General features: G+C 63.0%; 28 protein-coding genes, 1 tRNA gene and 1 pseudogene. 18 read left to right on the top strand and 12 right to left on the bottom strand.

The genetic code is table 11. The annotated features are described in order from the left end of the window. The 9 genes from JNC62_RS10380 to JNC62_RS10340 all read right to left on the bottom strand — a co-directional run bounded on the left by JNC62_RS10380 (position 1) and on the right by JNC62_RS10340 (position 5,497). On the bottom strand, positions 1-288 hold the full coding sequence (locus JNC62_RS10380; RefSeq protein WP_374838450.1) for a hypothetical protein: 288 nt from the start codon (positions 286-288) through the stop codon (positions 1-3). Further along, a complete protein-coding gene (locus tag JNC62_RS10375; protein ID WP_374838448.1) occupies positions 285-482 on the bottom strand; it encodes a hypothetical protein in 198 nt (65 codons plus the stop codon). The genes JNC62_RS10380 and JNC62_RS10375 overlap by 4 nt, the downstream gene beginning before the upstream one ends. Then, positions 479-2,188 (bottom strand): hypothetical protein, encoded by a 1,710-nt coding sequence (locus tag JNC62_RS10370; protein ID WP_374838446.1) that lies wholly within the window; start codon positions 2,186-2,188, stop codon positions 479-481. The genes JNC62_RS10375 and JNC62_RS10370 overlap by 4 nt, the downstream gene beginning before the upstream one ends. Then, on the bottom strand, positions 2,188-2,943 hold the full coding sequence (locus JNC62_RS10365) for a hypothetical protein (protein ID WP_374838444.1): 756 nt from the start codon (positions 2,941-2,943) through the stop codon (positions 2,188-2,190). Before JNC62_RS10365 ends, JNC62_RS10370 begins: the two co-directional genes overlap by 1 nt. Further along, positions 2,943-3,215, bottom strand: coding sequence for a hypothetical protein (locus JNC62_RS10360; RefSeq protein WP_374838443.1), 273 nt, complete (start codon positions 3,213-3,215; stop codon positions 2,943-2,945). The genes JNC62_RS10365 and JNC62_RS10360 overlap by 1 nt, the downstream gene beginning before the upstream one ends. Then, positions 3,212-3,574, bottom strand: coding sequence for a helix-turn-helix domain-containing protein (locus JNC62_RS10355; RefSeq protein WP_374838441.1), 363 nt, complete (start codon positions 3,572-3,574; stop codon positions 3,212-3,214). The genes JNC62_RS10360 and JNC62_RS10355 overlap by 4 nt, the downstream gene beginning before the upstream one ends. After that, complete coding sequence (locus tag JNC62_RS10350) at positions 3,567-4,382, bottom strand: hypothetical protein (protein ID WP_374838439.1); 816 nt, start codon at positions 4,380-4,382, stop codon at positions 3,567-3,569. Before JNC62_RS10350 ends, JNC62_RS10355 begins: the two co-directional genes overlap by 8 nt. Next, positions 4,382-4,879 (bottom strand): phage regulatory CII family protein, encoded by a 498-nt coding sequence (locus JNC62_RS10345; RefSeq protein ID WP_374838437.1) that lies wholly within the window; start codon positions 4,877-4,879, stop codon positions 4,382-4,384. Before JNC62_RS10345 ends, JNC62_RS10350 begins: the two co-directional genes overlap by 1 nt. 396 nt (positions 4,880-5,275) lie before the next feature. Continuing rightward, positions 5,276-5,497, bottom strand: a complete 222-nt coding sequence (locus JNC62_RS10340) for a helix-turn-helix domain-containing protein (RefSeq protein WP_374838435.1) — start codon at positions 5,495-5,497, stop codon at positions 5,276-5,278. Positions 5,498-5,546: 49 nt separating this feature from the next. Between JNC62_RS10340 and JNC62_RS10335 the strand changes: the two genes are divergently transcribed. The 18 genes from JNC62_RS10335 (at position 5,547) to JNC62_RS10250 (ending at position 13,036) form a co-directional block, all read left to right on the top strand. After that, positions 5,547-6,203, top strand: a complete 657-nt coding sequence (locus JNC62_RS10335) for a helix-turn-helix domain-containing protein (RefSeq protein ID WP_374838434.1) — start codon at positions 5,547-5,549, stop codon at positions 6,201-6,203. 36 nt (positions 6,204-6,239) lie between these two features. Further along, positions 6,240-6,593, top strand: coding sequence for a hypothetical protein (locus tag JNC62_RS10330; RefSeq protein ID WP_374838432.1), 354 nt, complete (start codon positions 6,240-6,242; stop codon positions 6,591-6,593). Between the two features lie 371 nt (positions 6,594-6,964). Beyond that, positions 6,965-7,150: a hypothetical protein gene (locus JNC62_RS10325; protein WP_374838430.1), complete on the top strand. Its 186-nt coding sequence runs from the start codon at positions 6,965-6,967 to the stop codon at positions 7,148-7,150. 12 nt (positions 7,151-7,162) lie between these two features. Beyond that, positions 7,163-7,321, top strand: coding sequence for a hypothetical protein (locus JNC62_RS10320; protein ID WP_374838428.1), 159 nt, complete (start codon positions 7,163-7,165; stop codon positions 7,319-7,321). 8 nt (positions 7,322-7,329) lie between these two features. Further along, positions 7,330-7,512 (top strand): hypothetical protein, encoded by a 183-nt coding sequence (locus JNC62_RS10315; protein WP_374838426.1) that lies wholly within the window; start codon positions 7,330-7,332, stop codon positions 7,510-7,512. Continuing rightward, a complete protein-coding gene (locus tag JNC62_RS10310) occupies positions 7,509-7,715 on the top strand; it encodes a hypothetical protein (protein ID WP_374838424.1) in 207 nt (68 codons plus the stop codon). The genes JNC62_RS10315 and JNC62_RS10310 overlap by 4 nt, the downstream gene beginning before the upstream one ends. Further along, positions 7,712-8,059 carry a hypothetical protein gene (locus tag JNC62_RS10305; RefSeq protein WP_374838422.1) on the top strand — a complete coding sequence of 116 codons (348 nt, stop codon included), beginning with the start codon at positions 7,712-7,714 and terminating at the stop codon, positions 8,057-8,059. Before JNC62_RS10310 ends, JNC62_RS10305 begins: the two co-directional genes overlap by 4 nt. Next, positions 8,052-8,249, top strand: coding sequence for a hypothetical protein (locus JNC62_RS10300; RefSeq protein ID WP_374838420.1), 198 nt, complete (start codon positions 8,052-8,054; stop codon positions 8,247-8,249). The genes JNC62_RS10305 and JNC62_RS10300 overlap by 8 nt, the downstream gene beginning before the upstream one ends. Beyond that, positions 8,246-8,401: a hypothetical protein gene (locus JNC62_RS10295; RefSeq protein ID WP_374838418.1), complete on the top strand. Its 156-nt coding sequence runs from the start codon at positions 8,246-8,248 to the stop codon at positions 8,399-8,401. Before JNC62_RS10300 ends, JNC62_RS10295 begins: the two co-directional genes overlap by 4 nt. Before the next feature lie 70 nt (positions 8,402-8,471). After that, on the top strand, positions 8,472-8,699 hold the full coding sequence (locus JNC62_RS10290) for a hypothetical protein (protein ID WP_374838416.1): 228 nt from the start codon (positions 8,472-8,474) through the stop codon (positions 8,697-8,699). Next, complete coding sequence (locus tag JNC62_RS10285; protein ID WP_374838414.1) at positions 8,692-9,696, top strand: phage Gp37/Gp68 family protein; 1,005 nt, start codon at positions 8,692-8,694, stop codon at positions 9,694-9,696. Before JNC62_RS10290 ends, JNC62_RS10285 begins: the two co-directional genes overlap by 8 nt. Continuing rightward, complete coding sequence (locus tag JNC62_RS10280) at positions 9,693-10,082, top strand: hypothetical protein (RefSeq protein ID WP_374838412.1); 390 nt, start codon at positions 9,693-9,695, stop codon at positions 10,080-10,082. Before JNC62_RS10285 ends, JNC62_RS10280 begins: the two co-directional genes overlap by 4 nt. Beyond that, positions 10,079-10,285: a hypothetical protein gene (locus JNC62_RS10275; protein WP_374838410.1), complete on the top strand. Its 207-nt coding sequence runs from the start codon at positions 10,079-10,081 to the stop codon at positions 10,283-10,285. The genes JNC62_RS10280 and JNC62_RS10275 overlap by 4 nt, the downstream gene beginning before the upstream one ends. After that, a complete protein-coding gene (locus tag JNC62_RS10270) occupies positions 10,282-11,031 on the top strand; it encodes an ASCH domain-containing protein (RefSeq protein WP_374838408.1) in 750 nt (249 codons plus the stop codon). Before JNC62_RS10275 ends, JNC62_RS10270 begins: the two co-directional genes overlap by 4 nt. Beyond that, the gene (locus JNC62_RS10265; RefSeq protein ID WP_374838406.1) at positions 11,028-11,303 is read left to right on the top strand and encodes a hypothetical protein; all 276 of its coding nucleotides are present in this window, start codon (positions 11,028-11,030) and stop codon (positions 11,301-11,303) included. The genes JNC62_RS10270 and JNC62_RS10265 overlap by 4 nt, the downstream gene beginning before the upstream one ends. After that, the gene (locus tag JNC62_RS10260) at positions 11,303-11,818 is read left to right on the top strand and encodes a hypothetical protein (protein ID WP_374838404.1); all 516 of its coding nucleotides are present in this window, start codon (positions 11,303-11,305) and stop codon (positions 11,816-11,818) included. Before JNC62_RS10265 ends, JNC62_RS10260 begins: the two co-directional genes overlap by 1 nt. Next, the gene (locus JNC62_RS10255; RefSeq protein ID WP_374838402.1) at positions 11,815-12,021 is read left to right on the top strand and encodes a hypothetical protein; all 207 of its coding nucleotides are present in this window, start codon (positions 11,815-11,817) and stop codon (positions 12,019-12,021) included. Before JNC62_RS10260 ends, JNC62_RS10255 begins: the two co-directional genes overlap by 4 nt. Continuing rightward, positions 12,008-13,036, top strand: coding sequence for a tyrosine-type recombinase/integrase (locus JNC62_RS10250; protein WP_374838400.1), 1,029 nt, complete (start codon positions 12,008-12,010; stop codon positions 13,034-13,036). Before JNC62_RS10255 ends, JNC62_RS10250 begins: the two co-directional genes overlap by 14 nt. 1,054 nt (positions 13,037-14,090) lie before the next feature. Here JNC62_RS10250 and JNC62_RS10245 read toward each other — a convergent pair. The 3 genes and pseudogenes from JNC62_RS10245 to JNC62_RS10235 all read right to left on the bottom strand — a co-directional run. Further along, positions 14,091-14,164 (bottom strand) — tRNA-Gly (locus tag JNC62_RS10245). 126 nt (positions 14,165-14,290) lie between these two features. Beyond that, positions 14,291-16,186, bottom strand: a complete 1,896-nt coding sequence (nodQ, locus tag JNC62_RS10240; protein WP_374838398.1) for a bifunctional sulfate adenylyltransferase/adenylyl-sulfate kinase NodQ — start codon at positions 16,184-16,186, stop codon at positions 14,291-14,293. Then, a pseudogene (locus JNC62_RS10235) lies at positions 16,186-16,278 on the bottom strand (sulfate adenylyltransferase subunit CysD); the annotation flags it as partial. The pseudogene JNC62_RS10235 and the gene nodQ, both read right to left, overlap by 1 nt. Positions 16,279-16,355: the final 77 nt, after the last annotated feature.

Below are 16,355 nucleotides of genomic sequence, written 5' to 3'. Positions count from 1 at the left end.
TCAGCCCTCCCCCGCCGCGATCGCCATCATCTCGGCGCGGGCGCCCTGCAGCAGTTCCAGCGCATTGTCGCTGGGGCTGCCGTCACCCTTGCGCGGCATCCAGATGACGAGGCGCTCGGTTTCGAGATACGCGACGCCAGCCAGGAAGCCGGCGGCGCGCAGGCGATTGCGGATCGTCATCTCGTACTTGCCGAGATAGCCCGGCGGGCAGCGCAGCAGCCAGCGCGCCCGCTCGGCGTCGGACCTGGCGTTGGCAAGCTCCTCGATGATGGGGAGAAGTTCCGTCATGCTGTCATCTCCGCATACATCTGCCGCGTGACGTCGCGCGATGCCTGTACGGTCCTCGCAACCGCGTCCTCGCCGACCTTGAGCATTCGGGCGATATCGAACGTGTCGTATTGCTTGGTCGACCAAAGCCCGAGGCAGATTTCCGCCTGCCTCGCGTCGAGTCTGGGGGATGGCCCCTTCCGGAGCATCGTCATGCCGCCTCGCTTTCCATCACAATCTCGGCCGCCGTGAGCGTCACCGCCACGAGCGCCTGAGCTGTGATCCTCCATTGATTGTCGTCGGCGGGCACGATCAGCCCGCGGCTTGAAAATTCGCCGATCAGCGCCTCGGCCACCGAGGGCCGCACGCCGATGCCCCGCCGCAGCGACACGGCATCGAAGCCGTCCTGCTCGGCGATCCAGATCAGCCCCGGCGCCCGCGCCTCGTCGACGCGCTCCTCGAGCGTCTTGCGCGGCGTGCTGCGGGCAAACTCGTCCTCTTCCGGGGCGCTGCGAAAACCCATCGGCGCGACATTGCCGCCGGCGCCGGGTGCCAGCGCCGGCGCGGTCTCGAAATCCTTCCAGTCGACGCGGATCAGGCGCGGATAGCTGTCGCCATAGCTGCCGTCGTCGTTCCGCTCCCAGACGAACCACGCGGTATTCATCTGGCTCGACGCCTTCGGCCCGTCCCAGCCCTCGCGGTGCATCATCGGTAGGCGGCGGGTGAAGAGGTAGATCCGCGACGGCGGGTTCTCGTCCATCACGAACACGCGGTTCGGATCGTCGAACCCGGCGGCGAAATTCCAGTTCAGCAGCAGCGCCATCTTGCGCGGCTTGTGCTCGCGCAGGGCATGCGCCGGAAATGCGTTGGCAAGTTCCGCATAGGGCGGGTTGGTGACGATATCGACGCCCGCCGAGCCGCCCGCCACCGACAGAAGGAAATCGCCGACCTGCTGCAGTTCGCCATGTCGCGTGGCAATGCCGCGATCGACGAGATCGGCGATCATCACCTCATAGCCGGCATCCTCCAGCGGGCGCAGGATCGCCCCCTTGCCGACTGCCGGCTCCTTCACGGTCGCCGAAAAGCTTTCGAGCGCCAGCAGCGTGCGCACCGCCTCGATCGGCGTCTCGTAGAGCTGGTCGCCCTTTTCTTCCTTCGTCGCGGTTTTCGTGCCGATGGCATGCCGCACCGAGGCGCGGGACGGCTCCAGGCCGGCATTCAGCCGCGCCTCGATCGCGCGCTCGACGATGCCCGGGGACTTTTGCTCCGCCCGCGCCAGCTTGCGCGCGTCGTGGATATCTTGGGCGGTAAGGCCTGCCTCGCGCTGCTTGAAAGTATTTTCGCCGGAAATACTTTTCGGACGCCCCTTTAGCGCCCGGCCGTCGGCTTGAGCCGCATCCCATTCGTCCGCGATCCGGATCTTCGCCCGCGTCTCGATCAGCAGCGCATCGCCCTGCAGCTGCCGCGCCTTGGCGACCAGCCGCTGCGCCGCGCCATAGCGCGCGGCGAAGTTGCCGGCAGCCTTGGCCTGGTCGTAGGCGCCGGCCGCCAGAAGCCGCGCCGCCATCACGTCGCCGTCGTCGAGCAGCTGCCGCGCCCGGTCGACGGTCGCCGCCAGATCGGAAGCGTCGAAGCGCTGCGCCTCCGCCGGCAGAGATGGCGCGGCATCCACCGTGGGCAATGCTTCCGCGCCCTGACCGATCGACGCCTCGCCGGTGAGTTCCGCCGCAACCCGCCGCCCCTCGTCGGTCGGCCGCCACAGGAAACCGTCTTGCGGATCGCGCGAAAGCAGCCCCTTGCTGTTCAGCTTGCGGGCCTTGGCCTGCTCGGGCTCGCCGGAACAACGGTAGGTGCCATCTGCGGCAGCCGCCAAAAGCACGCGCCGCTGCTCCGCGCTCAGGTGTGCGAGGGAGACAGCCATCAGACCGACTCCCCATCACATCGTGAGACGGATTCCAGCATTGCAGCCAGCCGATCGTCGGCGATCACAGCGCCGATCCGCTCGCCTGGCTCGACGTTTGCTGCATAGCCCTCGATAAGCGCCAGAAACGCCGTTTCGACTTCAGCCCGGCGACGCAGCTGAGCGATCTCAACAAAGCTAAGCTCCCGCACGTCCCGGCCAGACAGCAGTCGAAACGGCTGGTCGCCACGAGCCGCATTACGGTTGCTTCGGGGCGAAAGCCCTTTGAGCGCGCTACGGAGATATGCGCGCGTCGGCTCCGCGCCGCTCTGGAGCAGGTCCTCCAGTGCCGCTCTCAACGCCTTTGGATGTTTCGAGATCAACGCGCGCATCGAGCGCGCCACAAAGACTTGTTTTCGGCTAAGTCCAAAGTCAGCCAGCGTGCGGGAATCACCAGATGGACGACCGCGGCAGAACCCGCCATCCTGTTGCGCCTGGTCAACCTCATCAGCCAGGCGCGCATCTGCCATCGCCTCGATCTCAAGAGCGTCAATCTGCGCTCGCCGCGCAAGGTCCACGATTTCGTGATGGGACTTCGTTGCCCGCGCCAGTCGCGCCGCTCGGCGCGCCGCATCGAACACAACGCCAGCAGCTTCCCTCGCGATCAGGATTTCGGCGGGCTCCTTCGCTCTTGCCAACCGAGCAGACGCAGCGGCAATCATCGAAGGTAAGGCGCTGACATCGGAACCAGGTTTAATCTGTTGCAAAGCCGCCATCACGTCGCCCTCATCAGCCGGTCGAGATAGGCGCGGCCCTTTTCGGTCAGGTGCAGCACGTCGTCATCGCGGCGGTCGAGCCGAACCATGCCGGCCTCGATGCAGCGCCAGGCGACGGCGTGATCGGCATTGCGCTCGCAGCGATACGGGCCGGCCGCGTCACGGACACGGCGCAGCAGCGCCACGCCGCGCAGCCCGATCGGTCCCGGTGGAGTGGCAGCAACCGGCGGCGCCTTGCCGGCATAGGGGATTTTCTGCAAGGGACCGGTCATGCTGCCGCCCTCTCGCAAAAGCGGGAGCGGTCAAGCAGGCGGTATCCCTGCCCCCATACAGTTTCAATGACGACGCCGAAGGGCTTCAGCTTGCTGCGGATCTTGCAGACGAAGACATCGACGATCTTCGGCTCCGGCGGCAGATCGTTGCGATCGGAGTACATGGCGAGCAGGATGGAATCCTTGGTTGCCATGTCTCGGGAAGCGATATGCGAGAAAACCCGCGCCTCGGAGGCCGTCAGCTTCCATTCGATCGGGATCTGCATTCCGTCCGGCACAAGAACGGCTTCCAGCTGCCGGACGCGTTCCCGCAGCATATCCACTTCGTCTCGCAGGCGTTCCAATGCTGGATCAGTCATGGCGCGCCTTTCTGCGGTTGATGAAGAGCACCGAGGCAAGCGCCCGCCACAGCGGCAACTTCCGCTCCGCGGCGAAGCGCTTTGCCTCGCCTTCGAGGGTGGACAGGCGGGATGAGATCAGCAGCGCGATGCGCTCCGGCGGCAGCTCGCCTTTGTATTCGGCGGCATGGAGCAGATGCTCGACGGCCTTGATCAGGTCGGCCGAAATGGGGCATGCCCCCCCCTGCACGCAAATTTCGAGAACCTTGCGGGCCCCTGCCGCGTGGCGACGATTGACCAGCGCGCCGATCGTCGAGACAGCTATGGTTTCGCCCGGCTTGAAACGTGCCATCGGCGGCGGGTTTTTCAGGATCGTCACCCCGGCCCGCTGGCAGACCTGCGCGACCGTCATCGCGTCCTCGTCGCCGGCCTCTACCAGCGCGGTGTGCAGCTGCGTCGGCGTTACCTGGATGCGGTCACGGTTATGGCGCACGAAGGCGCCGGCCCGGCTCTTGCGCTCCGACGCCCGCACGACCAGCACCGGGATCTGCACAATGCCGCCATGGGTGACGGCGCCGATCGCCGTGTGCTGGCCGTCGATCACTTCGAGGCTGCCATCCACCTCGACGACAACCGGCGGCTTGAATGCGGTCCAGTCCCACTGGGAGACGATCTTGCGGATCAGCCGCACCGAGCGCTCGGACAAGGCGCGCTGGTAGCTTTCGTCGACCACGAGGGTTTTCGGGTCGACAAGACGGATCTCCGGCATCCAGTCCGGAACCGGCGCCGGGGCGATATCGGGTAGACTGAGAGCGTCGAGCGAGCGCATCACTCGCCCTCCCCGCCAACCACGTGCAGGCGCGCCGCCGCGCCCTGTCGCGCCTTCACCGTGGCGAGCGAGCTGCGCAGGTTGGCCGAGGCCGTATCCAGCGCCGAGGCGATCCGGTCGACGGTCGTCGCCTCTGCCGGCGTGATCCGCCCGTCTTCCATCGCGAGCGCCATGGCGTTCATCAGTTCGGAGGCCTGCCGCATCACCTCGGCGTGGCTGGTCAGCACCGAGACGTCGGCAGCGCGCTCCTGGTGCGGATCGGCCAGACGCCGGCCGTTCGCTTCCGCCATCACGGCAGTGACAAACGGGCGCTGACACTCAGCCTCCAGCGTGATGACCGCCGGCAGGGGCATCAGGGTCGGATCGTTCGGATCGAACCAGCGCCCGACATTCGATTTCGAATATCCGCATTTCTCCGCCGCGCGCATCACGCCGCCGCACGCTTCCACCAGGTCGCGTTGCGCTGCTTTCAGGCGGTACATCGTTGCATCGCTCATGCTGTCCTCCGGACAAGAAAAAGCCTTTCCCGCGCCGGGAAATCCGGTCGGGGTTTCCCGTGGCGGGAAGGGTCCAAAACTGTGAAAACTCAGGGCATCCAGGGACCCGCCAGTGAACGCAGAGCGCGACACTTACGGGCGGGACAAAAACTCACGGAGGCCCGCATGCCAGTCGAAAACGAAAACGGGGACGCCCGGCGGACATTGAGGTCCGCCGTCCGCCGGGCGCGGGGCACCGCGCGGCGCGGATTTGCGCGCGGATCGGAGAAAGGAAAGAACGGGCCGGAGCGGCAGGCATTGCCCGCCGGCTCCGGCCCCAGGTGGCAAGGCGACCGGGAGGGACGCTCCGGAGGGGAACGACGCCTTGCAGAAATAGGACGTGCGAGAGGACAGCGCTCATTCGGCGGCCTCCGGAACATGGAAAAACCAACCATCATCCCAGGCAATACCGCGATTGACGGCCGCATCGCGGATGCGCTGCATCTGCTCCAGCGTGATGCTCTCCCCGCCGTCGCGCTCCCAGCGCGAGACAGTCGGCTGAGTCACGCCGGCAATGCTGGCGAACTCGTCCTGTTTCACGCGGAAGACCGTCTTTCGGATGAAGGCGATAATGCTCATGGCGTATTTATACGCATACGCATGAAGTGATGCAAGAGGATATGCGTTCGTGTATTTTGCTTTTAAGGGACCCCTTGATATGCGCTGGCGTATGGAGTTGAAGGTTGCGATCCGCCGCCTGCGCACGCTCGCAGGCATGAATCAACAAGCGTTCGCCGAGGCCCTCGGCACGACGCAACCAACTGTGTCTCGATGGGAAGCCGGCTCAAAGCCGGAATTCGAGCAGATCGCCAAGCTTAAGGCGTTCGCCGATGAGCACAAATTTGAGTTCGACCTCTCCGAGACCGGCTGGGAAACTGGCTGGACGCAGACCGTGGCAATATTCGGATATGTAGGCGCCGGGGCGGAAGTTCTGCCCTTCAACGACGTTGAACATAACGGCTTCGACACCGTGGAAGTCGATTTCCCCATTCCCGACGGGACTGGGGCAGTGATCGTTCGCGGCGAATCGCAAATGCCAATCTTTGAAGACGGCGATTTGATCGGGTACCACAAGGAGGGTCGTCCTCCTGCAGACCTAATAGGTCGGATGTGTGTTGTTCGCCTGGGCGACGGTCGCATGTATATTAAAAAAATCAAACGAGGCACGTCGCCGGGACTATTCACCCTCACCAGTTCTAACGCGGCAGACATTGAAGATGTCGTTGTTGAGTGGGCGGCGCCCTATCGATTCCGTATCCCACGCGAGGAATGGCGGCGATACTGACATTGGTCCGCGGCGCTTCATACCAAGGGAGGAAATATGCTCAGGTTCACGATCTCTGGAATTGCAGCGATTCTATGCTCAAACGCAGTGGCCGGCGAGTTTTTTCCATCAGATTATTCACCAAACGAGGACGCCGTCATAAAGACGCTACGCATTGAGAAAGACGGCTCCTACCGACAGGTCGTTGTCGCGATTGCAAACCGCTCCAGCAAACCTTTCAATGCTAACTACGGTTGCACACTTCTTGATTCTGCGGGCTCGCCATTTGATGCGACCGGTGGCGCTGTGAACGCAGTCCCGCCGGGTCAAGAAGTGATCTCAAAAACGATCAGCTTCCAAGCCGACGCCGCGGGCGCGGCCTGCCGAATCGAGCTGGTCATCTCCGACTGAGGTCGGCATCATCAAGAATGGCTTTTCGCCCTGTCGGCCTTGACGTTGCAAGGCAACCTTGATCCGCGGCGCTCGTCACCTGCCTGCTCCAGGGCGACGACCTCGCCCTTACGACCCGTTCGCCTGCTCGGGACAGCAGACACCTAAAATACCGCCGTAGCGGCCATATCTTCGCCACCCATCGCTGACGAACGCCGGCCCCGCCGACAGCATTCACGCGGCTGGCAATTATACACACACGTATTTTTGTTGTTGTGTATTATTCGTATGCGTATATATTCGCATCGTTCCGGCCGCGAAGGGCCGCCGTCGATCCTCCTCCCAGGCGGCGGCCCACCTTCCCGGCCTCATCCCCAAACCGGAGAACGACGATGCAAGACACCCGCACCCCCAAACAGAAAGCCCGCACCTCCGCGATGGCGCGCGATCTCGTCGATATCGGCGAAGGCGCGATCGCCCGGGATCTGATCCGCCGCGGCTACAGCGCCGCCGAGATCGAGACGCTGGGCGAGGCCGCCATGGCCGAGGCCGCAAACCTCTTTTCCCGCGCCGCCTGACCGGAGGCCGCCATGCTCCAGCCGCCCCGCGACCATGCGGAATGCCCCCGCAGCACCGCCGGTGATCTCGCCCGCCTTCGCGCCGACAAGCGCAAGTGGCGGATCATCGGCCTCCTCGGCATCGCGGGGTGCGCCTTCTTCGCCGCTGCCCTCCTCTTCGTTTTTTCATGAGGGTTCCGATGCGGCACCCTCGCTTCCCCCGCTATCCGATCGAACAGATCGACGCCGACTGGTCGAACATCGACCGGCTGCGCGCCGCCCGCGCCCGCGCCGACCGTATCTGCACCCTGGTCATGTACTGGCTGGTGCCGGCGATCGCCGCAGGCTCCATCCTCCTCTCCGTTCTGCTGGAGTTGACATGAGCCACATCACCATCACGCTCGATGCCGCCACCGAGGCGCGGCTGCGCCAGGCAGCCGACGAGCTCGACCGCCGCATCGAGGACCTGGCCGAGCTGGCGATTGCCGAAGCCGCCGCCAATTACTTCGCCCGCCGCGTCGACGACCCCGCGATCGGCATGGGTGTGCTGCACCCGATCCTGCTTCCGGCGGAGATGCACGCATGAACCCCACCATTCCGTTCGGCGACTCTGGAACCGCCTACGTCCCCGCGGCCTTCGAGCCGGAAATCCGCAACCGCATTCTCGCCGGCAAGACCGTCGCGGATATCGCCGAAGACCTCGGCGCCGACAGGACGCGCCTGCACAACTTCGTTTCCAAGCGCATCCGCCGCTGGCGGGCCGAGGGGCGCCCCCGCCCCGCCACCGCCGACGACACCGCGTCGTCCCGCAGGCTCACCGTCTACCAGCCGTTCGTCACCAAGAGCGGCGGCGTGGCGATCAAGCCGATCCGGCTTCCTTACGTGACCATGCACGCCCGCGCCCTGGAAGAGAGGCATCGCCATGTCTGACACCCTCCCCACCTTCCGCGTCCATTTCTACGAGGACGAGGAGAGCCTCGACATCGTCGCCGCCTCGAGCACCCAGGCCGAGGCCGAAGCCCGAAAGCGCCGCCCCGGCAGCTTCGTGAAGAAGATCAAGATTCTGAGAGCAAATCCCGAACTCGCTTCCGACCTCAAGACAAAAGGAGGAGCAGAATGAAGCCGTCATATGCACTTACCCTTTTGGCCGGCGGGTTTCTGTCCAGCGGCTACCACACCATGGGCAATGGCGAAGTCACCTCGCTCTTTTTCTTCCTTGGTGTCGTTTCACTTGGTGCAGCCGCGCTCATCTCGACGGAGATGGGGCTATGAGCGTCATCCGCGAAAACCTCATGGCCCGGAAGCCCGCCAGCACAGCGAAGGATATGCGGGAGGACGGTAAGTGAAAAACCCGAACCCCATAACTCTCCAAACAAGCGAGCAAGTTCGTAAGGCCGAATGGCAGGCGGAAACCCGCGACGCTGACGGCCATCTGTGCCGCACTCACGCGCCATTTGAGGCGGACGAAGAGATCATCTGGCTTGTCCGAGAAGCGCTTGAGCATGGGGAGACGGTGACGATATGGCCCCGCGCCGCCAACGTACCGAATGGAGGCGACACCTATGGCTGACGGCACCAAGATCGAATGGACCGACGCCACCTGGAACCCGATCACCGGCTGTTCCGTCGTCTCCGCCGGCTGCACCAACTGCTACGCCATGAAGCTCGCCGGAACGCGGCTGAAGCATCATCCGAGCCGCGTCGGCCTGACGAAGGACAGCAAGGCCGGTCCGGTCTGGACCGGCGAGGTGCGGCTGAACAGCGAATGGCTCGACCAGCCGCTGCGCTGGAGCCGCCCGCGCATGATCTTCGTCTGCGCCCATGGCGATCTGTTCGCCGAGGGCGTGCCCGACGCGTGGATCGACCAGGTCTTCGCCGTCATGGCGCTCTGCCCGCAGCACACCTTCCAGGTGTTGACCAAGCGCCCGGAGCGGATGCGGGAATATCTCACCAGACCGGCAGGCAACGGCCTGCCGGACGTGCGCAACCATCTAGCATGGGAAGTGACGGCGGGCGTCATGAACGCCTATCTGCCGGGCTGGAAGAAAGAAGCGCCTAACGGCAAGCGCCGCTCCCGCGCGATAGCTGCCTTCAGCAGTTGGCCGCTGACGAACGTCTGGCTCGGCGTGTCAGTCGAGGACCAGAGGCGCGCCGACGAGCGCATCCCCGTCCTGCTCGATACGCCCGCCGCGCTCCGCTGGATCTCGGCCGAGCCACTGCTTGGGGCACTCAGACTTCGCGACTTCCTGCCCACCTGCGCGCAATACTGCGCCCATGGCTGCACCGCCAGCGGCGATCAGGAGTGCGATCGGCACCTTCCAAAACTCGACTGGGTTGTCGTCGGTGGCGAGAGCGGCGCCGGCGCCCGGCCGATGCAGCCGGAATGGGCGGAGAGCCTGCGAGACCAGTGCGCCGCAGCCGACGTGCCCTTCCTGTTCAAGCAGTGGGGCAACCACAAGCCGACATCGGACTGCAACGGCCGCTACATGATTGCCGCCACCAAGAAGGAAGCCGGCCGGCTACTGGATGGCATCGAGCACAACGGCTTCCCGCAGGTGCGCCGATGAGCAAGCCGGTTAATCTCTCAGACCTCCTGGACGGCGAATTCGCCGATGGCTACGCCCAGTTCAAGGAACTCGTCGAGTATGCCGGCGATCAGCAGCACCTGCCGATCGAAGAAAGGCTGTCGATCTTCCTGTTTCGGCTGGTCAGCGTTGCAATGATCGAAGGCCTCAATCGCAGCGAAGACAAGTTCGAGACGCCGCCGGTGACAAACCTCGTCCATCTCTGGCGCAGCACTGGCATCGCTCTGGCGATGATGAACCTTCAGGGCTTCCAGAAGGAAGGCCTCGGCAAGGTTCGGCGCGAAATGCGTGAGCACCTCCTGACCGCCTACAACAACACGATCAAGAGCGTCCTGGCCGCCGAAGCAGACGAGGCTGGTGAGCCATGACGATCGAAGCCCTCGGCCGCGACCGCCAGGTCGTCTGCGACGCCTGCCCCGCCTCCTACCCGAACACCTACGGCGTCGACGACTTCGACGCGATGATCGCCGACGCGAAGGCCGCCGGCTGGCTCGTCTCAAAACGCGGCCCGAAGTGGCTGCACTTCTGCGCCAGCTGCAAGCCCGCCCAGCTGAGAGGATCGCTGCTGTGACGGACCGCCCTATCCTCTTCTCCGCACCGATGGTGCGCGCATTGCTGGATGGCCGTAAAACGCAGACGCGACGCGCGCTCAATCCGCAGCCGCCAGATTGGGCAACCTTCTGCCAGCAGCCGTCGACGCTGAACATTATGCATCAGTGGGTGCCCTCCGGACTGTGGGCTTGGAGCGAGGAAGAGCAGACGCCACCGCGTGCATTGCGTCGTTGGCCGATTGACGCTGATGGTCATCACTACTGGCTGCGCCCTAAGTTCGCGACGGGTGACCGACTTTGGGTTCGCGAAGCTTGGCGATCTCAGGAGCACTTTGACGGTCAGTCTCCCGCCGAAATCTGTGCGGAGTTCGAAGCCGAGTACGGGGCGGCATCCTGCCCGGCCTTCTATGAGGCCGACAGAAAGTGCGACGGCCATTCCGTCGATCTGTGGCAGCAGAGCCCTCCCGGCCGGCTACGCGCATCGATGCACATGCCACGCTGCGCATCTCGCCTCACCCTGATCGTCACCAACGTCCGCATTGAGCGGCTGCAGGCCATCAGCGAGGAAGACGCGATCGCCGAGGGCTGCACCGGATGCCTCGGCCCCAACTCCGATTTCCCTGACGAATGGGACCCAAGCCCGCGTGAGGAGTATCGGGATCTCTGGAACGAGATTAATGGCGCCGGCGCCTGGAACGCCAACCCTTGGGTCGTCGCCTACACCTTCACCGTCATTCAGAAGAACATCGACGAGGTGCGGCGATGAAGGACATCAAACTCCATGGTTATGAAGCTAAGGCCATGCAGGCATGGCGGGACGCCTCCGAGGAATTCGGCGTGCTCTGCTTCCGAGCGATCGCAACACGCGCAGAAATCGACGCCTCAAAGGTACGGCGCGCCGTTCGCGGGTTGGCTCGCAAAGGCCTAGTCGAGTTTGTGCGATCCTCTTTCACGGAGGATGGCGAAACCTACGGTGCCGGCTACAAGCCGACTGCAGCTGGTCTCGCCATCCTCCATCCGAGCGTCGAGGCGCAGTGATGGACCTCGCCAAAGCAAAAGCCATGCTCCCGGAGATCCGCGAACTGAGCGGACTTGCCAGCGGCGAATGGTGCGAGAGCTATGACGTCGCGAATGGCCGACCAGAAATCTGCACCCGCGATCGCCGCACCGGCGAGGTCGAGCCGATCGCGGTCCTCCTGCCCGACTGCAGCTATGACGATCGGCGCCTGATGCAGTCTGCTCCGGTCTACATCGCAGCACTTCTGACGCTCCTGGACGAGGCCTTCCGCGTCATCCGCGAGCTGCAGCCGAAGCCGCCGAAGCAGAAAGACCACGCCGCCGAATGCGCGATGAAGTGCGCCAACGACCGGGCGTTCCTTCGCTTCCTGCAGGAGCGGCACGGCGCGGACATCGCCGACACCGAGCGGGTCAAGACCCGCGTCCGCAGCATCCTCGCCATCCAGTCGATGGCCGAAGTCAACACGGACGAGGACGCCCGCCAGCGCTGGAAGTCGTTGCGGGGGGAATTTGACAACTGGAGGAACGGCCGATGAGCGCATCCGCGATCGTTAGGCAGTCCGACCTGCGCCGGCTGGCGGCCGTCGCCAAGCGCGACGGCGTTCGCGTCGAGCTCGAAATCAACGGCATGATTATCCGCGTGTCACCCGACCATTCGCAACCCGCTGTTGACGCGAGCGCGGAATCCGATCTTGATCGGGAGCTGGCAGCGTTCGAGGCGAAACATGGTTACAGTTGATCTGAAGGGCATTCACAAGGTCAAGGCCAAGGGCAAGACCTATTATTACGCTTGGCGCGGCGGCCCGCGGCTGAAGGGTGCACCAGGCGATCCCGAATTCCTGCCATCCTACAACGAGGCGATCGAGAACCGCCGCATCCCCGACGCCGGCAAGTTCCGCGCGCTCGTCACCCTCTACAGGGCGAGTCCTGACTACGAGAAACTGGCGGCCAGCACGAAGAAGAATTGGTCGCCTTGGTTGGACCGGATCAGCGAGCACTTCGGCGACCTCAGTATTGCCCAGTTCGATCGTCCCGAGCGCATCCGCCCCCTCATCCGCAAATGGCGGGCAAAGTACGCGGCGACGCCCCGCTCGGCAGACTACGGCATGCAGGTGCTGTCGCGTATCCTCTCCTATGCGGTCGACCCGTTGGCGAAGATCACGTCGAACCCGTGCGAGGGCATCAAGCAGCTCTACACCAACGATCGCGCGGCGATCATCTGGGAGAAGGAAGACATCGACGCCATCCTTGCCGTCAGCTCCGAGGAAGTCGGCTTCGCGATCCAGCTGGCAGCGCACACCGGCCTGCGTGCCGGTGATCTGTTCCGGTTGAGCTGGACGCACGTCCGTGACAAGGCGATCATCATCGCCACCGGCAAGAGCGGCCACAAACGAGAAGCAGTGATCCCACTCTACGCCGACCTCCAGGAGCTGCTTACCCGCATTCCGAAGCGAGCCGTCACGATCCTGACGAACACCCGCAAGCGCCCCTGGACGGTTAACGGCTTCTCATCGTCCTTCAACGACGCCAAGACCGAAGCCGGTCTCGACGAGCGCAACCTGCACTTCCACGACCTCCGCGGCACGGCGGCAACGAAGTTCTACACGGCAGGTCTTTCCGAGCGCGTGATCGGTGAGATTTTGGGATGGGAAGAAGAGAGCGTCGCGAAGATTATTCGCCGCTATGTGAGCCGCACAGCAGCGACCGATGCTGTCATCCGGCAGCTAGATGAAGCACGACATCGCAGAGACTGACGGCGTCAACGCCAAGCCGGCGCCGGAAATATCAGCCTTCAAACTCCGTTTTTACGCCGCGCGACCTTAACTGCCTCCAACTGCATTCGCACAGAATCGGAAAGGGAGCCAACGATAGGCCCTACCCCATCATCTTCACGAACAACAAAAAACAACGGCGACCATGGAAGCCAAACTACCCGATCCAAGATGAAGCACGTTGCGCGGAGGAGGCCACATTTATCGATTTCTGATGAATTCTGGATATGCAGGTCGAGCGGCCGGTCGAATGGCGAATATTTTGTCGTGCCATATGCGATCTCCACCCAGACTTGCGTCTGGGATTTCTGAAGTTGCACAGCACGAACAAGCCCGGGCCTTGATTTTGGTCCGGGCTTATTGGGCATCTCATTTGTTGGAAATCTACACCAAACGATATCTAGTGCGCTTGGCAAGGTGGCAACTGCATAGAATTCTAGCGCCAAGGCTTGTCACCAAGCGGGGCCATCTACCAGCAGCGCGTCTTCCTCGCACCACTCGTCTTGCACGAGCTTCTTGAGCGCTACGATATCTTCTTCTGTGACTTCGTCGCTGTAGTCTGAGGGATTCACGACTGGTTTCCACGGCCGATCGTGCCCGTAGCCGTAATTAGCTGGCTGAGGTATCCTTGACATACTTTCTCCCCCGTCGGAAACGTGGTGCAGATATGAGCGGAAACGCGATCCAACGGCGTTGCGTTCCATACTTGTCGGGCAAACACACCACAATGATGGCATTTTTCGCATTACCAACGTGTTAACACCGCGTTAAATTCGTGGGTAATTCGAGTATGCAGCGACTTCTTTTCCAAAAGAGTTGCACATGTCAACTCAGATATCAATCCACCAAAGTTACTACAAGCGGATGTGACATTTTGGCCAACAGATAGGCGCTCCAATGAACCATTCAAGGCCCAGCAACTCGATGCACATCTACCGCTCTGGATCAAAGCACGAACTCAACCTGTAAAACTCGCTGTAAAACCGGGCATTTTACGACCGGTTGAAAAAGCCCTCAACGCCCTGAGAAATGAGGCTGGAGCGGGTAGCGGGAATCGAACCCGCGCGTTCAGCTTGGGAAGCTGACAGGCTACCATTACATCATACCCGCGAATGGCACCGCGCAGTCATCGGCGAGTTCGGACGGCGTGTCAAGGGTCGGAGAGCATCCAGGAACTCATGGCGGATGGGCTCGTGCGTCGATGCGGCTTGCATCCAACGCACGCATACCGGGAATTCAGCCCTCGTCGCGTTTCTGGAGGAAGTCGGCGATCCGCACGGCGAGTTCCTGCGGGTCGTGGCCGACCGTGCGCAGGTGGATATCCGGGTCCTCGGGCCGTTCATAGGGAGAACTGATGCCGGTAAAATTGGCGATCTGACCCGCCTTGGCCTTGAGATAGAGCCCCTTCGGGTCACGCTTGGCGCATTCTTCGATGGGCGTGTCGACGAAGATCTCGATGAATTCCCCCTCGTCCATCATGTCGCGCGCCAGCCGGCGCTCGGAGCGGAACGGGGAGATGAACGAGACCAGCACGATCAAGCCCGCATCTGCCATCAGCTTGGCCACCTCCGCCACGCGGCGAATGTTCTCGACGCGATCTTCCGGCGTGAAGCCCAGATCCCGGTTGAGCCCGAGCCGGACGTTGTCGCCGTCCAGCATGTAGGTGTGCTTGCCATTGGCGTGAAGCAGTTTCTCCAGGTTGTTGGCGATCGTCGACTTGCCGGAGCCAGAGAGGCCGGTAAACCAGAGGACGGCGGGTTTCTGGTGCTTCAGTGCGGCGCGCGCCGTCTTGTTGACCTCCATTGCCTGCCAGTGCACGTTCTCGGCGCGGCGCAGCGGGAAATCGATCATGCCTGCTCCGAGCGTCGCGTTCGAATAGCGGTCGATGATGACGAAATTGCCCGTGGTCCGGTTCTGACGGTAGGTGTCGAAAGCGATGGGAGCCTGGAGGGAAAGGTTACAGACACCCACCCCGTTCATCGGAAGCGATTTCACGGATTCCCGGGCGAAGGTGTTCACGTCGATCTCGTGTTTCAGCGTCGTCACCGTGCAGTTCACGCTGTCGGTCTCGGTGCGCAGGATGTAGCTGCGTCCCGGAATCATCGGGTCGGCGTCGAACCAGATGACATGCGCCTGCAGTTGATCGGCCACATGGGGACCGTCTTCCGGCTTGACGAGGATATTTCCGCGCGAGACCTCGATCTGGTCTTCCAGGACGATCGTGACCGGCTGTCCCTCGACGGCCTGATCAAGGTTGCCGTCGCGGGTCACGATTTCCTTCACCCGTGACGATTGCCTGGACTTGGCGACCATGACCTCGTCGCCGACGGCAATCCGGCCGGATGCCACCTGACCCGCAAAGCCGCGGAAATTCAGGTTCGGCCGGTTGACATACTGCACGGGGAAGCGGAACGGCTTTTCAAGCCCGTCGCTGTCGATCGGCACGGTTTCAAGGTGTTCCAGCAGCGCCGGCCCCGCATACCAGGGCATGTTCTGCGACCGGGCCGTGATGTTGTCGCCGAAGCGCGCCGACATGGGGATGGGCGCAACCGTTTCGAAGCCGAGATCCTTGGCAAAGGCCATGTAGTCGGCGACGATGCGGTCGAATACCGTCTGGTCGTATTCCACCAGGTCGATTTTGTTGACCGCCAGCACGACGTGCCGAATACCGAGCAGGGAGGCGATGAAGGAATGGCGCCGCGTCTGGCGCAGCACGCCCTGCCGGCTGTCGACGAGCACGATGGCGAGGTCGGCCGTGGACGCGCCGGTCGCCATGTTGCGGGTGTATTCTTCGTGGCCGGGCGTGTCGGCCACGATGAACTTGCGCTTCTCCGTCGCGAAGAAGCGATAGGCCACGTCGATGGTGATGCCTTGTTCGCGTTCGGCTTCCAGCCCATCGACCAGAAGCGCGAAATCGATGAGCTCACCGGCGGTGCCGTGTTTCCGGCTGTCGCTCTCGAGCGCAACGAGTTGGTCCTCGAAGATCAGCTTCGTGTCGTAGAGAAGGCGGCCGATGAGGGTCGACTTGCCGTCATCCACGGAGCCACAAGTCAGGAAGCGCAGCATCGACTTGTGTTCCTGCGCATTCAGATAGGCAACAATGTTGTCCGCTGAGACGTTTGCGGTTTCCATCAGAAATAGCCCTCGCGCTTCTTCTTCTCCATCGAGCCGGCCTCGTCCTTGTCGATCATGCGGCCCTGGCGTTCGGACGTGCGCGCTGTCAGTGTAGCCCGCCGCGAATTTCCGGAATTTTGACAGCAGAAACTGGAAAAATAAAAATTCCGGATCGGCTGTCAAAAAT

The sequence above is a fragment of the Mycoplana ramosa genome, assembly GCF_041930185.1.
Classification (GTDB): domain Bacteria; phylum Pseudomonadota; class Alphaproteobacteria; order Rhizobiales; family Rhizobiaceae; genus Mycoplana; species Mycoplana ramosa.
This window is presented reverse-complemented; position numbering and strand designations above follow the sequence as displayed.

Coding starts and splice junctions, on each gene's coding strand:
- JNC62_RS10380 (WP_374838450.1), bottom strand. CDS start 288: ATGACGGAACTTCTCCCCATCATCGAGGAGCTTGCCAACGCCAGGTCC.
- JNC62_RS10375 (WP_374838448.1), bottom strand. CDS start 482: ATGACGATGCTCCGGAAGGGGCCATCCCCCAGACTCGACGCGAGGCAG.
- JNC62_RS10370 (WP_374838446.1), bottom strand. CDS start 2,188: ATGGCTGTCTCCCTCGCACACCTGAGCGCGGAGCAGCGGCGCGTGCTT.
- JNC62_RS10365 (WP_374838444.1), bottom strand. CDS start 2,943: ATGGCGGCTTTGCAACAGATTAAACCTGGTTCCGATGTCAGCGCCTTA.
- JNC62_RS10360 (WP_374838443.1), bottom strand. CDS start 3,215: ATGACCGGTCCCTTGCAGAAAATCCCCTATGCCGGCAAGGCGCCGCCG.
- JNC62_RS10355 (WP_374838441.1), bottom strand. CDS start 3,574: ATGACTGATCCAGCATTGGAACGCCTGCGAGACGAAGTGGATATGCTG.
- JNC62_RS10350 (WP_374838439.1), bottom strand. CDS start 4,382: ATGCGCTCGCTCGACGCTCTCAGTCTACCCGATATCGCCCCGGCGCCG.
- JNC62_RS10345 (WP_374838437.1), bottom strand. CDS start 4,879: ATGAGCGATGCAACGATGTACCGCCTGAAAGCAGCGCAACGCGACCTG.
- JNC62_RS10340 (WP_374838435.1), bottom strand. CDS start 5,497: ATGAGCATTATCGCCTTCATCCGAAAGACGGTCTTCCGCGTGAAACAG.
- JNC62_RS10330 (WP_374838432.1), top strand. CDS start 6,240: ATGCTCAGGTTCACGATCTCTGGAATTGCAGCGATTCTATGCTCAAAC.
- JNC62_RS10325 (WP_374838430.1), top strand. CDS start 6,965: ATGCAAGACACCCGCACCCCCAAACAGAAAGCCCGCACCTCCGCGATG.
- JNC62_RS10320 (WP_374838428.1), top strand. CDS start 7,163: ATGCTCCAGCCGCCCCGCGACCATGCGGAATGCCCCCGCAGCACCGCC.
- JNC62_RS10315 (WP_374838426.1), top strand. CDS start 7,330: ATGCGGCACCCTCGCTTCCCCCGCTATCCGATCGAACAGATCGACGCC.
- JNC62_RS10310 (WP_374838424.1), top strand. CDS start 7,509: ATGAGCCACATCACCATCACGCTCGATGCCGCCACCGAGGCGCGGCTG.
- JNC62_RS10305 (WP_374838422.1), top strand. CDS start 7,712: ATGAACCCCACCATTCCGTTCGGCGACTCTGGAACCGCCTACGTCCCC.
- JNC62_RS10300 (WP_374838420.1), top strand. CDS start 8,052: ATGTCTGACACCCTCCCCACCTTCCGCGTCCATTTCTACGAGGACGAG.
- JNC62_RS10295 (WP_374838418.1), top strand. CDS start 8,246: ATGAAGCCGTCATATGCACTTACCCTTTTGGCCGGCGGGTTTCTGTCC.
- JNC62_RS10285 (WP_374838414.1), top strand. CDS start 8,692: ATGGCTGACGGCACCAAGATCGAATGGACCGACGCCACCTGGAACCCG.
- JNC62_RS10280 (WP_374838412.1), top strand. CDS start 9,693: ATGAGCAAGCCGGTTAATCTCTCAGACCTCCTGGACGGCGAATTCGCC.
- JNC62_RS10275 (WP_374838410.1), top strand. CDS start 10,079: ATGACGATCGAAGCCCTCGGCCGCGACCGCCAGGTCGTCTGCGACGCC.
- JNC62_RS10265 (WP_374838406.1), top strand. CDS start 11,028: ATGAAGGACATCAAACTCCATGGTTATGAAGCTAAGGCCATGCAGGCA.
- JNC62_RS10260 (WP_374838404.1), top strand. CDS start 11,303: ATGGACCTCGCCAAAGCAAAAGCCATGCTCCCGGAGATCCGCGAACTG.
- JNC62_RS10255 (WP_374838402.1), top strand. CDS start 11,815: ATGAGCGCATCCGCGATCGTTAGGCAGTCCGACCTGCGCCGGCTGGCG.
- JNC62_RS10250 (WP_374838400.1), top strand. CDS start 12,008: ATGGTTACAGTTGATCTGAAGGGCATTCACAAGGTCAAGGCCAAGGGC.
- nodQ (WP_374838398.1), bottom strand. CDS start 16,186: ATGGAAACCGCAAACGTCTCAGCGGACAACATTGTTGCCTATCTGAAT.